The organism is Rhodoferax sp. (genome assembly GCF_025354435.1).
Taxonomy (GTDB): Bacteria; Pseudomonadota; Gammaproteobacteria; order Burkholderiales; family Burkholderiaceae_C; genus Rhodoferax_B.
Genome location: NZ_JANXMU010000050.1, coordinates 72382 through 85592 on the forward strand (window position 1 = coordinate 72382; position 13211 = coordinate 85592).

Sequence of the window (13211 nt, forward strand, 5' to 3'; positions counted from 1 at the left end):
TTCCCTATGCGCAGCCAAGCCATCCAGATCCACCAGCACGGTGGCCCCGAAGTTTTGACCCTCACCGAAGTCGATGTGGGCGAGCCCGGCCCAGGTCAGATCCGCATCCGCCACCATGCTATCGGCCTGAACTTCATCGACGTGTACCAACGCAGCGGCCTGTACCCGCAGACCCTGCCGGTGCAGCTGGGCATGGAAGCCGCCGGGGTGGTCGAGGCGGTGGGCGAGGGCGTAGCCCATCTGCAGGTAGGCGACCGCGCCGCCTATGCCAGCAACCCGCCCGGCAGTTATTGCGAGCGCCGTGTGATGCCCGCCACCTGCGTCTGCAAGCTGCCCGACGCCATCAGCTTTGAGACCGGCGCAGCCATGATGCTCAAGGGCCTGACCGCGCAGTACCTGCTGAAGAAAACCCTGCCCCAGGGCGGCCTGCAGCCCGGCGACTTTGTGCTGTTCCACGCCGCCGCCGGGGGCGTGGGCCTGATCGCCAGCCAATGGGCCAAGGCCCTGGGCCTGCAGCTCATCGGCACCGCAGGCTCGGCAGAAAAATGTGCCCTGGCACTGGCCAATGGGGTGGCATACGCTATCAATTACGCAGCAGAAGACTTTGTCGCCCGGGTCAAGGAAATCACCGGCGGCAAAGGCGTCAAAGTGGTTTACGACTCGGTGGGCAAAGACACCTTTGAGAAGTCGCTGGACTGTCTGCGCCCGTTCGGCCTGCTGGCATCGTTTGGCAATGCGTCCGGCCCGGTGGCGCCGTTCGCCCCCGGCATCCTCGGTGCCAAGGGCTCGCTGTACCTGACTCGTGCCACCCTGTTCAGCCACATCACCACCCGCGAGAGCACCCAGGCCATGGCCGACGACCTGTTTGCGGTGGTGGCCAGTGGCCAGGTGCAGATCCACATCGGCCAACGCTACGTTCTGGCCGATGTGCAACAGGCCCACCGCGACCTGGAAGCCCGCAAAACCACCGGCTGCACCATCCTCACGTTATGAGTGTGCCGCCCTGGTTAGCCCAGCTGCGCGCCGATGCCGACCAGCCACCGCTGCGCCCGCGTGCGCCGCTGTGGGCGGGTAGGGCGCAGGTCGGTTCGGTGGAGCCGGAATTTATAAGGAAAATAGAGCTCCAGCGTATACCCTACCTGCACCGGTTGCTCTTGAAAATAGAGCAAAACGGCAAGGCAGGTTGGCAACTTCAGGGTGACCCAACCAACAGCCTGGCGCACCTGGCCCATGCCCTGCGCGACGCGGGCCTGGCCGCCGCCTGGCGCGACGAGCAACTGGCCGTGTCCGATGCCGAGGGCCAGGCCTTCGCCACCGTGGAGCGCGCCGTGGTCCGCGCCTTGGGCATTACCACCCACGCCGTGCACCTGGTCGGGGCTGCGCCCGATGGCCGCGTGTGGGTACAGCAGCGCGCCCTGACCAAGCCCAACGACCCTGGCCTGTGGGACACCTTGGTCGGCGGCATGGTGTCCGCCGCCGACAACCTGGACACCGCGCTGGAGCGTGAAACTTGGGAGGAGGCCGGTCTGCGCCTGCCCACACTGCAGGCTTTGCGCCCCGGCGGCCAGTTGACCACCCGCCGTCCCAGTACCGACAGCGGCGGCGCGGGCTACGTGGTGGAGCACATCCATTGGTATGCCTGCACCCTGCCCGCAGGCCTGGAACCGCAGAACCAGGACGGCGAGGTGCAGGGCTTTGCCTTGCTGACCCCGGCATTACTGGTCCAGCAGTTGGAGGAGGGTGCTTTTACCGACGATGCGGCGCTGATACTGGCGGGCTATCTGGGGCTGGGCTAGCGGGCGGCACCGCAGGCAAAGCTGCGATACTGGCTCGCGCCCGATTGGGGCTCTTGACCTGTCCATATGCTTTTCACCACAGCCATCTTTGTCGGTGCTTTTTTGCCGATTGTCCTGCTTGGATTTTTTGCCTTGGGACGGCGCTCTACAACGGGGGCGGCATTGTGGCTGTTTGGAGCATCGGTGTTTTTTTATGGCTATTGGATGCCCGCTTTTACCCTGCTGCTGCTGGGTTCGGTGGTTTTTAACTTTAGTGTGGGCCTGTGCATCTCCCGCGCCCGCCAGCAGGCGCAGCGGACGGCCCCGGCGGTATGGCTGGTGCTGGGCATCGTGGTCAATCTGGGGCTGCTGTCGTACTTCAAATATGCCAATTTCTTTGTCGACAACCTGGACAAAGTGCTGAGTTTGTCGTGGCATATGGCCCATATCACGTTGCCGATTGGCATTTCTTTCTACACCTTCACCCAGATCGCCTTTCTGGTAGATGCGTGGCAGGGCAAGGTCCATGAAGTGCGGCCTATCCATTACGGTTTGTTTGTGACCTACTTCCCGCACTTGGTGGCCGGCCCCATCTTGCACCATGCGCAGATGATGCCGCAGTTTGCCAGCCCATCCGTCTACCGTTTCCAGGGCGGCCATTTTGCTGCGGGGCTGGCGATCTTCTGCATCGGTTTACTGAAGAAGGTGGTGTTGGCCGATGGTGTGTCGCCGTATGCCGATGCGGTGTTTCTGGGGGCCGACAGTGGCCTGCTCCCCACTGGCACCGAGGCCTGGCTGGGGGCATGCGCCTACGCACTGCAGCTGTATTTTGATTTTTCGGGCTATTCCGATATGGCCATCGGCTTGTCGTGGATGTTCAACATCCGGCTGCCCTACAACTTCAACTCCCCCTATAAGGCACGCAGCATCAGCGACTTTTGGCGCCGCTGGCATATCTCCTTGTCCACCTTTTTGCGCGATTACCTGTACGTGCCGCTGGGCGGCAGCCGTAAGGGGGCACTGCTGCGCTATGTGAATCTGGCGGTCACCATGGTGCTGGGTGGGCTATGGCATGGGGCCAACTGGTCTTTTGTGCTGTGGGGGGCGTTGCATGGCAGTTATTTGATGCTCAACCATGGCTTTCGGGCGGTGTGCATCCGTTGGGGTTGGGGCGAGCGGCTGCATGCCAGCCGCTCGTTTGGGCTGCTGTCTTGGGTGCTGACCTTGCTGGCCGTACTGGTGGCCTGGGTTTTTTTCCGGGCTACCAGCATCGACGGTGCCTTGCGTATGCTGCACGCCATGGCCGATGGCATGCCGGGTGCTGGTGGCATCCATCCGCTGCTGTGGAATGCGGGTTTGCAGGTGTCTGTGGGGGCCGGTTGGTGTGCGGCCCTGGGCCTGGCGGCGCTGGTCTTGCCCAACAGTAACCAGGTTGGTGAGCGCGTGCACAGCTGGTGCCTCCGGTCGCCCGATGGCCGTGTAGCCCTGGGGGCCGCGGCCATGCTGTCGGCCTTGTTTCTGGTGCTGGTGAACAGCACGCGCGATGCCGCCAGCGCCTTTATCTACTTCAATTTTTGATATGTTGCGTAGCCTTTGTATTGTCGCTGCCAGTCTGTGCGCTACGTTGTTGGCCGGAGAAGCGCTGATGCGCCTGCTGCCGGTATCGACCGCGACCATGACAGGCTATTACGGCGATCCGGATTTGCTGGTCTACCCGCCCGATCACTACTGGACCGCCTCCACCGGCTGGGATCTGCGCAATCCCCAAAATCTGCGCAGCAATCCCCAAGGATTCGCCAGCGATATCGACTTTGTGCCCGATGTCGCTGCGCTGGCACTGGTGGGCGACAGCTATGTCGAAGCCAGCATGCTGCGCTCGCAGGACCGGCCTGCGACCCAACTGGCATCGCTGCTGCGCACGCCCCGTCCGGTGTATGCGCTGGGTAGTCCGGGAACGGCCTTGCTCGACTATGCCCAGCGCATACGCTGGGCCAGCCAGACGCTGAAAGTGGTCGATTTTGTAGTCTGGATGGAGGCGGGCGATGTACGCCAGTCTCTGTGCGGTTCTGGCAATGTGCACAGCCGCTGCCTGGACCCGCAGACCCTGTTGCCGCGCATCAAGCGTTTGCCACCGCCGCCCACCCTCAAGCGCTGGGCCCGCCACAGTGCGTTGGCGCAGTATGTTTTTGGACAGCTGAAGCTGAATCCGGCCCAATTGGTCCACAGCATCCTGCCGTCCTCGGCATCGTAGCCGTCGCCACCCGCGCCCGATGCCGATCTACGAGCTGGCTCTGCTGCGCGTCAGCGTTCGGAGATGGTAGTGGCCGCCGTGGTGGATGGTTTCTTTGCTGAAGCGGCGCCGTATCTGCGGGGCCGCTTGCTGTTTGTGGTGGATGGTCGCCGCGTACCTTCCCATGCTGCGCCGACGTTGTCAGATATAGAACGGCAAACCACGATTGCCCGGCTGCGCTCCCACGGTGCGGAGGTCATTGATTTGGAGCCTGTGTATGCCGTGCATACGGCCCAGTCTGGCTTGGGGCTGGAAGTCGGTCCCTATGACCACCATCTAAATGCGCTAGGCGTTCAGATGGTGATGTCGGCGGCGGCTCGGCGGTTGGACTGAGCCAGGACCTGTTCCACATAAAATAAGTCCCTATCGCATATTTAACCTGCGCCTGCAGCTATATAAAAAGTAGCAATCAGGCTTCCATACCCATGCAACGACCCCGCTTCCTCCCCGACAACTTCACCTTGGCCCTGCTGGCCACCGTCACCCTGGCCAGCCTGTGGCCTGCGCAGGGCATTACGGCGCAGTTTTTCGAGAGGCTGACCACAGCAGCCATTGCGCTACTGTTCTTTCTGCACGGGGCCAAGCTGTCGCGGGCGGCGGTGGTGGCGGGCTTGAGCCACTGGCGGCTGCATTTGCTGGTATTGGCTTGCTCGTTTGCGCTGTTTCCCATTTTGGGCCTGTTGCTCAAGCCGTTGTTTTCTGCTGTGCTCACCCCTGATCTGGCGGTGGGTATGCTGTTTTTATGCACTTTGCCCGCCACGGTGCAGTCGGCCATTGCGTTCACCGCCATGGCGCGGGGCAATGTGTCGGCGGCCGTGTGCAGTGCCTCGGCCTCTAGCCTGATCGGGGTGTTTATCACGCCGCTGCTGGTGGGCTGGCTGGTGGTGCCGGGCGGGGTGTCGGGCTCGGGCGAGCTGGAGGCGGTGGGCCGCATCATGCTGCAGCTGATGCTGCCGTTTGCGGCCGGGCAACTGCTGCAGCCCTGGATTGGCGGCTTCGTGAAAAAGCACGCCGCCGGGCTGAAGTTTGTCGACCAGGGCTCGATCTTGCTGGTGGTCTACACCGCGTTCAGCGCGGCCGTGATCGAAGGGCTGTGGAAGCAGGTGCCGCTGCCGATTCTGCTGGGCTTGGTGGCCGCCTGCTGTCTGTTGCTGGCCCTGGCGCTGACCATGACCACCTGGGGCAGCCGCTTGTTTGGATTCTCCAAAGAGGACGAGGTCACCATCGTCTTCTGCGGCTCCAAAAAGAGCCTAGCCAGCGGCGTGCCTATGGCCAAGGTGCTGTTTGCCGCGCACACCGTGGGCGTGATGCTGCTGCCCTTGATGATCTTCCACCAGATCCAGTTGATGGTCTGTGCCGTGCTGGCACAACGCTACGCAAAACGAGCCCCATGAGAAACCCTTTAGACACCCTCCGCCCCGATGTTCGGGCCATAAACGCTTACGTCGTGCAGGATGCCACCGGCATGGTCAAGCTGGACGCGATGGAGAACCCGCACCGCTTACCAATCGCCCTGCAGGCCGAGTTGGGCCAATGCCTGGGCGAGGTCGCGCTGAACCGCTACCCCGATGGCCGGGTGGACTTCTTGCGCCAGGTGCTGGCCGCCCACACCGGCCTGCCTGCGGGCTACGGCCTGATTTTGGGCAACGGCTCGGACGAAATCATCAACCTGCTGGCCATCGCCTGCAACCGCCCGGGTGCCACGGTGCTGGCCCCGGTGCCCGGCTTTGTGATGTATGGCATGGCCGCGCAGTTGCTGGGCTTGGACTTTGTGGGCGTGCCGCTGACCGCCGACTTCGAGCTGGACACACCCGCCATGCTGGTGGCCATTGCCCAGCACCAGCCTGCTATTGTCTACCTGGCCTACCCGAACAACCCCACGGCGAATCTGTGGGATGACGCAGCCATTGAGCAGATCATTGAAGCCGCGCCCGGCCTGGTGGTGATCGACGAGGCCTACCAGCCGTTTTCCAGCAAAACCTACCTTGACAGGCTCACGCGGCACCCCCATGTGCTGCTGATGCGCACGCTGAGCAAGTTCGGCCTGGCCGGGGTCCGCCTGGGCTATTTGATCGGCCCGCAGGCGTTGGTGGCCGAAATCGACAAGGTGCGCCCGCCCTACAACGTCAGCGTGCTGAACTGCGAGTGCGCGCTGTTCGCCCTAGCGCATTTAGAGGTGTTTGCAGCCCAGGCGCAGGAGATACGTACGCAGCGTGCTATTATTTCCGTAGCATTGGGGGTTTTTCCGGGCGTGAAAGTCTGGCCCAGCGACGCAAATATGCTGCTGGTGCGGGTGCCCGATGCCGCAAAAACCTTCGACGGCATGAAGGCCCAGGGCGTGCTGGTCAAGAACGTTTCTAAAATGCATCCCTTGCTGCTCAATTGCGTGCGCATCACCATCGGCACCGCCGAAGAAAATCTGCGCATGCTGGCCGCCTTCCAAACCACGATATGACCACGATCCAACGCACCGCCGAAGTCAGCCGCAACACGGCCGAAACCAAAATTACCGTCAAGCTCAACCTGGACGGCACCGGCAAGTCCACGCTGCACACTGGCATCGGCTTCTTCGACCACATGCTGGACCAGATCGCCCGCCACGGCCTGATCGACCTGGACATCCATTGCGTGGGCGACCTGCACATCGACGGCCACCACACCGTGGAAGACGTGGGCATCACCCTGGGCCAGGCCGTGCACAAGGCCGTGGGCGACAAAAAAGGCATCCGCCGCTACGGCCACGCCTACGTGCCGCTGGACGAGGCGCTGAGCCGCGTGGTGATCGACTTTTCGGGCCGCCCCGGCCTGGAAATGCACGTGCCCTTCACCAGCGGCATGATCGGCGGCTTCGACAGCCAGCTGACCTACGAATTCTTCCAGGGCTTTGCCAACCATGCGTTTGTCACCCTGCACATCGATAACCTGAAAGGCGTGAACGCCCACCACCAGGCCGAAACCGTGTTCAAGGCCTTTGCCCGCGCCTTGCGCTCCGCGCTGGAGCTGGACCCGCGCTCGGTGGGCATGATCCCATCGACCAAGGGCAGCCTGTAAAGTTTTAAGTAAAATCGGTCTCTACCGCATATAAAACCTGCGCAAGCAGCTACTAAATTGATAGCAAATAAAACGGTCGCCGTGGTGGACTACGGCATGGGCAATCTGTTCTCGGTATCGCAAGCTGTGATGCACGTGGCGGCTGCCAGCGGCTACACCGTGGTGGTCACCTCCCGCCCCGAAGACGTGTTCGCCGCCGAGCGCGTGGTGCTGCCCGGCCAGGGTGCCATGCGCGACTGCATGCGCGAGTTGCACGATTCAGGCTTGAAAGAAGCCGTGCTGGATGCCGCCCGCAACAAGCCGCTGATGGGCGTGTGCGTGGGGATGCAGATGCTGCTGGACCACAGCGAAGAGCAGGACACGCCCGGCCTGGGCCTGATCCCCGGCACCGTACGCCGTTTCGACCTGGCGGGCCGCCTGCAAGCCGACGGCAGCCGCTTCAAGGTGCCGCAAATGGGCTGGAACCAGGTGCGCCAGCAAGTCCATGGCGGCCAGCGCCACCCGGTGTGGGGCGAGGTGCCCGACAACAGCTACTTCTACTTCGTGCACAGTTTTTACGCCGATCCGTCGGATGCACGCCACAGCGCGGGCTTGACGGAGTACGGCGCAGCGTTTAGCGCAGCCATTGCACGTGATAATATTTTTGCGACACAATTCCATCCAGAGAAGAGCGCTGAACATGGCCTGGCCCTGTACCGCAACTTCCTCCACTGGTCTCCTTAATTCTTTTACCAACCCGCTGTTAACGGCACCATGCTTCTCATTCCTGCGATAGATCTGAAAGACGGCCACTGTGTACGCCTCAAACAAGGCGACATGGACCAATCCACCACCTTTGGCGAAGATCCCGCCGCCATGGCCCGTAGCTGGGTCGACAAGGGCGCACGGCGGCTGCATCTGGTGGACCTGAACGGCGCGTTTGCGGGCAAGCCCAAGAACGAAATGGCCATCCGTAAGATTCTCAAAGAGGTGGGCGGAGAGATCGACGTGCAACTCGGCGGCGGCATCCGCGACCTGGACACCATCGAGCGCTACCTCGACGCGGGCCTGCGCTACGTCATCATCGGCACCGCAGCGGTCAAAAACCCCGGCTTTTTGCAAGATGCGTGCACCGCCTTTGGTGGCCACATCATCGTGGGCCTGGATGCCAGGGACGGTAAGGTCGCTACCGATGGGTGGAGCAAGCTTACCGGCCACGAGGTGGTCGATTTGGCCAAGAAGTTCCAGGACTACGGCGTGGAATCCTTCATCTACACCGACATTGGCCGCGACGGCATGCTGTCGGGCATCAACATCGAAGCCACGGTACGCTTGGCCCAGGCCCTGCACACCCCTGTGATCGCCTCGGGCGGCCTGAGCAACATCACCGACATCGAGCGCCTGCTGGATGTGGAAGACGAAGGCATCGAAGGTGTAATCTGCGGCCGTGCCATCTACACCGGCGACCTCGATTTCACCTCGGCCCAGGAGCGCGCCGACAACTACGGCGATGTCTGAGTTGCACGTCAGCCCCGAACTCTTCCAGAACCAACCCTGCCTGCGCTTGCACCACGCCTGTGGTGACACGGTGCTGGTCGCATTGCACGGCGCGCACATCCTGTCGTGGACCAGCGGCGGGGAAGAGCGCCTGTACCTCAGTCCCCAAGCTATTTTTGACGGCCATACCGCCCTGCGCGGTGGTGTGCCGCTGTGCTTTCCGCAGTTCAACATGCGCGGCAGTCTGCCCAAGCACGGCTTTGCCCGCACGTCCGCCTGGACCCCCGTACCCGCTGACGAGGGGCTGGAGTTGCAGTTGCGCACCAGCCCGGCCACGCTGGCCATATGGCCACACGCCTTTACCGCTACCTTGCGCGTCGAGATCGCGCCCGGTACGCTGCAAGTTTCCTTTACCGTAGACAACACCGGCCCCGAGCCGCTGGACTTTGCGCTGGCGCTGCACACCTATCTGCGCGTCCACGACCTGCCCACGCTGCAACTGCAAGGCCTGGCCGCCCAACCCTACTGGGACGATGTGGCCCAGACGAATCGGCTGGAGCCCGGTAGGGTAACGTTTGACGGCGAAGTCGACCGCGTCTACCAGGCCGCGCCCGAGCCGCTCACGCTGGTCGATGGTGAAGTGCAACTGCGCATCGTGCAAAGCGACACCCTGGCCGACACTGTGGTCTGGAACCCCGGTGCCACCAAATGCGCCGCCATGGCCGACATGCCCGACGCGGGTTACCAGCAGATGGTCTGCGTCGAGGCCGCGCAGGTCAACACGCCCATCACCCTGGCGGCAGGCGCGCAGTGGACCGGCTGGCAGCGCATCAGCGTACTTTAATTTCTTGGAAACCCCCATGCTGGCCAAACGCATCATTCCCTGCCTGGACGTGACCGGCGGCCGGGTTGTCAAAGGCATCAACTTTGTCGAGCTGCGTGACGCAGGCGACCCGGTGGAAATTGCCGCCCGCTACAACGACCAGGGTGCGGACGAGCTGACCTTTCTGGACATCACCGCTACCAGCGATGGCCGCGACCTGATCTTGCACATCATCGAAGCCGTGGCCTCGCAGGTCTTCATCCCGTTGACCGTGGGTGGCGGCGTGCGCACTGTGGAAGACGTGCGGCGCTTGCTGAATTCGGGGGCCGACAAAGTCAGCTTCAACTCGGCTGCCATCAGCAACCCCGAAGTGATTGAGGCCGCGTCCGCCAAGTACGGCGCGCAGGCTATCGTGGTGGCCATTGATGCCAAACGCCGCAGTGCCGAAGATGCCGCCACCCGCGGCCCCGGCTGGGATGTGTACAGCCACGGTGGCCGCAAGAATACCGGCCTCGATGCCGTGGTCTGGGCCACCGAGATGGCGCGGCGCGGCGCGGGTGAAATACTGCTGACCAGCATGGACCGCGACGGCACCAAGTCCGGTTTTGATCTGGCCCTGACCCGCGCCGTGGCCGATGCCATCAGCGTGCCGGTCATCGCCTCTGGTGGTGTCGGCAACCTCGACCACCTGGCCGACGGCGTGAGCCTGGGCGGTGCCGACGCAGTACTGGCCGCCAGCATCTTCCACTACGGCGAATACACCGTGGCCCAGGCCAAGGCGCGCATGGCCGAGCGCGGTATTCCGGTGCGTATTTCTTAAGCCAAATAGGTCTCTAGCCCAGGTACTATTTGCGCAAGCAGCTATTTTTTAATAGCGTGGGCCATTCCGTCCCTGCGCCCCAAGTTGGGGACGCATAGCACCGCGATGATGCAGATCGCCCCTGGATTCGCGCGCAAACCACGCATTTCAGTGCCTGTATTCCCGCCTTTCCACGCCCAAATGCCTGGCATGGATACTGCTTAATCCACTGTGTCCGCAGGTAAAGCTGCCTGCGGAGTGATAGACCCCTCCGCTAATGAAGGCGGAACCCCCCAGCGAGCTTTGGCCCCAGAACCTGTTCTTACGGCCCATCGCCAGGTAGTTCCAACCCACACCCGTGGTTTCGCGGAGGGTGCGTTGCATCGTATGTCCACGGCTTAGGCTGTGTCTGCGGTGCGGTGTACCTGTTTGCTGCGGCTTGCCCCGGGTAATTGCAGGATAAGCAACATGATGAAAATAGTTTTAGTGGGCCACGGCATGGTGGGCCACAAGTTCCTTGAAAGCCTGGCCGAGACCGGCATGACCTATGTCGAGGTCACGGTGCTCTGCGAAGAGCCCCGCCCCGCGTACGACCGCGTACACCTCTCCGAATTTTTCAGCGGCAAAACTGCCGACGACCTGTCCCTGGTCGAGCCCGGCTTTTTCGAGCGCACCGGCTTCAGCCTGCGCCTGGCCGCCCGCGCTGCCTCGGTAGACCGTATCGCCCACACCGTCACCACCCTGGACGGCGAAGTGCTGCCCTACGACAAGCTGGTGCTGGCCACCGGCTCCAACCCCTTTGTGCCGCCGGTGCCGGGGCGTGACCGCGAACACATCCACGTCTACCGCACCATCGAAGACCTGGAGGCCATGCAGGCCTCGGGTGCCAAGTCGAAAACCGGCGTGGTCGTGGGCGGCGGCCTGCTGGGTCTGGAGTGCGCCAAGGCCCTGCGCGACATGGGCCTGGAAGCCCACGTGGTCGAATTTGCCCCGCGGCTGATGACGGTGCAGGTGGACGAAGGCGGTGGCCGCGTGCTGCGCGCCAAGGTGGAAGAGCTGGGCCTGACCGTGCACACCGGCCGCAACACGCTGGAGATTACCGACGGTGCCCGCGCCCGCCACCGCATGGTGTTTGCCGACGGCACCCACCTGGAAACCGACATGATCGTGTTCTCGGCCGGTATCCGCCCGCGGGACGACCTAGCCCGCCAGTGCGTGCTGGCCATCGGCCCGCGCGGTGGTGTGGTGATCGACAGCGCCTGCCGCACCAGCGACCACAACGTCTACGCGATTGGCGAATGCGCCTCCTGGAACGAGCAGGTGTTTGGCCTGGTGGCCCCCGGCTACGAGATGGCCCGCGTGGTGGCCCGGCATATCGCGGGTGACAAAGATGCCGCCTTCGTCGGTGCCGACATGAGCACCAAGCTCAAGCTGATGGGTGTGGACGTGGCCAGCATTGGCGATGCCCATGGCCGCACGCCCAAGAGCCGCAGCTGCCAGTACGTGGACGAGCTGCGCCAGATCTACAAGAAGATCGTCATCAGCGAAGACGGCAAGCAACTGCTGGGCGCGGTGCTGATTGGCGATGCCACCGAGTACGGCACGCTGCTGCAAATGGCGCTGAACGGCATCACCCTGCCGGCCGACCCCGAGTTTTTGATCTTCCCGTCCAGCGACGGCAAGGCCAAGCCGGGCCTGGGCGTGGAGGCCCTGCCCGACGCGGCGCAAATCTGCTCCTGCAACAACGTCAGCAAGGGTGCCATCTGCGCGGCGGTGGGCGAGGGCGCTTGCACCATCGCCGAGATGAAGGCCTGCACCAAGGCCGGTGCCACCTGCGGCGGCTGCGTGCCCCTGGTCACCCAGGTGATGAAGTTCGAGATGGGCCGTCTGGGCATGGCCGTTAATAACAATATCTGCGAGCACTTTGCGTACTCCCGCCAAGAGATCTACCACCTGGTGCGCGTGGGCAACATCAAGAGCTTTGACGCGCTGATGGCCAAGCACGGCACCGGCCTGGGCTGCGACATCTGCAAGCCGGTGGCGGCCAGCGTGCTGGCATCCTGCTGGAACGAGTTTGTGCTCAAGAAAGACCTGGCAGGCCTACAGGACAGCAACGACTACTACCTGGGCAACATCCAGAAAGACGGCACCTACTCGGTGGTGCCGCGCATGTCGGGTGGCGAGGTCACGCCGGATGGCCTGATCGCCGTGGGCCAGGTGGCCAAGAAATACGGCCTGTACACCAAGATCACCGGCGGCCAGCGGGTCGATCTGTTCGGCGCACGCGTCGAGCAGTTGCCGCCCATCTGGGAAGAACTCATCGATGCAGGCTTCGAGTCCGGCCACGCTTACGGCAAGTCGCTGCGCACGGTGAAGAGTTGCGTGGGCTCCACCTGGTGCCGCTACGGCGTGGGCGACAGCGTGGGCCTGGCCGTAGAGCTGGAGCACCGCTACAAGGGCCTGCGCAGCCCGCACAAGATCAAGTTTGGCGTGTCCGGCTGCACCCGCGAATGCGCCGAAGCCCAGGGCAAGGACATTGGCATCATCGCCACCGAAAAAGGCTGGAACCTCTACATCTGCGGCAACGGCGGCATGAAGCCACGCCACGCCGAGCTGTTTGGCTCCGATATGTCCAAAGAAGACATGGTGCGCATGATCGACCGCGTGCTGATGTTCTACGTGCGTACCGCCGACCGCCTGCAGCGCACCAGCACCTGGCGCGAAAACCTCGAAGGTGGCCTGGACTACCTGAAAGACGTACTGATCAAAGACAGCCTGGGCCTGTGCGCCGAGCTGGAAGCGCAGATGCAGCACGTGGTGGACACCTACCAGTGCGAGTGGAAAACCGCTGTGACCGACCCCGAAACCCGCAAGCGTTTCCGCTCTTTCGTGAACAGCGACAAGCAGGACGAGCACGTGATCTTTGTGGAAGAGCGCGGCCAGATTCGCCCCGCCAGCGCAGAAGAGCGCGCCCAAGCTGTTGAAACTGCATAAGGA

At 63.0% G+C, this 13211-nt stretch carries 13 protein-coding genes; all 13 read left to right on the forward strand.

The window, feature by feature from the left end; genetic code table 11:
- Positions 1-6 precede the first annotated feature (6 nt).
- A complete protein-coding gene (locus Q0T48_RS13570; RefSeq protein WP_295957148.1) occupies positions 7-993 on the forward strand; it encodes a quinone oxidoreductase in 987 nt (328 codons plus the stop codon).
- Positions 990-1796: an NUDIX domain-containing protein gene (locus tag Q0T48_RS13575; RefSeq protein ID WP_295957149.1), complete on the forward strand. Its 807-nt coding sequence runs from the start codon at positions 990-992 to the stop codon at positions 1794-1796. The genes Q0T48_RS13570 and Q0T48_RS13575 overlap by 4 nt, the downstream gene beginning before the upstream one ends.
- A 204-nt stretch (positions 1797-2000) precedes the next feature.
- Positions 2001-3353 (forward strand): MBOAT family protein, encoded by a 1353-nt coding sequence (locus tag Q0T48_RS13580; RefSeq protein ID WP_295957150.1) that lies wholly within the window; start codon positions 2001-2003, stop codon positions 3351-3353.
- A 1-nt stretch (position 3354) separates the two neighbouring features.
- A complete protein-coding gene (locus Q0T48_RS13585; RefSeq protein WP_295957151.1) occupies positions 3355-4026 on the forward strand; it encodes a hypothetical protein in 672 nt (223 codons plus the stop codon).
- Between the two features lie 69 nt (positions 4027-4095).
- The gene (locus Q0T48_RS13590) at positions 4096-4398 is read left to right on the forward strand and encodes a hypothetical protein (protein ID WP_295957152.1); all 303 of its coding nucleotides are present in this window, start codon (positions 4096-4098) and stop codon (positions 4396-4398) included.
- Between the two features lie 92 nt (positions 4399-4490).
- Positions 4491-5459, forward strand: coding sequence for a bile acid:sodium symporter family protein (locus Q0T48_RS13595; protein WP_295957153.1), 969 nt, complete (start codon positions 4491-4493; stop codon positions 5457-5459).
- Positions 5456-6520: a histidinol-phosphate transaminase gene (gene hisC / locus Q0T48_RS13600; RefSeq protein WP_295957154.1), complete on the forward strand. Its 1065-nt coding sequence runs from the start codon at positions 5456-5458 to the stop codon at positions 6518-6520. Before Q0T48_RS13595 ends, hisC begins: the two co-directional genes overlap by 4 nt.
- Positions 6517-7116, forward strand: coding sequence for an imidazoleglycerol-phosphate dehydratase HisB (gene hisB / locus Q0T48_RS13605; RefSeq protein WP_295957155.1), 600 nt, complete (start codon positions 6517-6519; stop codon positions 7114-7116). The genes hisC and hisB overlap by 4 nt, the downstream gene beginning before the upstream one ends.
- 60 nt (positions 7117-7176) lie before the next feature.
- Positions 7177-7839, forward strand: coding sequence for an imidazole glycerol phosphate synthase subunit HisH (gene hisH / locus Q0T48_RS13610; RefSeq protein ID WP_295957208.1), 663 nt, complete (start codon positions 7177-7179; stop codon positions 7837-7839).
- Positions 7840-7869: 30 nt separating this feature from the next.
- On the forward strand, positions 7870-8613 hold the full coding sequence (gene hisA, locus Q0T48_RS13615) for a 1-(5-phosphoribosyl)-5-[(5-phosphoribosylamino)methylideneamino]imidazole-4-carboxamide isomerase (RefSeq protein ID WP_295957156.1): 744 nt from the start codon (positions 7870-7872) through the stop codon (positions 8611-8613).
- On the forward strand, positions 8606-9436 hold the full coding sequence (locus Q0T48_RS13620) for a D-hexose-6-phosphate mutarotase (protein WP_295957157.1): 831 nt from the start codon (positions 8606-8608) through the stop codon (positions 9434-9436). Before hisA ends, Q0T48_RS13620 begins: the two co-directional genes overlap by 8 nt.
- A 16-nt stretch (positions 9437-9452) precedes the next feature.
- A complete protein-coding gene (hisF, locus tag Q0T48_RS13625) occupies positions 9453-10235 on the forward strand; it encodes an imidazole glycerol phosphate synthase subunit HisF (RefSeq protein ID WP_295957158.1) in 783 nt (260 codons plus the stop codon).
- A gap of 450 nt (positions 10236-10685) precedes the next feature.
- A complete protein-coding gene (gene nirB / locus Q0T48_RS13630; RefSeq protein WP_295957159.1) occupies positions 10686-13208 on the forward strand; it encodes a nitrite reductase large subunit NirB in 2523 nt (840 codons plus the stop codon).
- Positions 13209-13211: the final 3 nt, after the last annotated feature.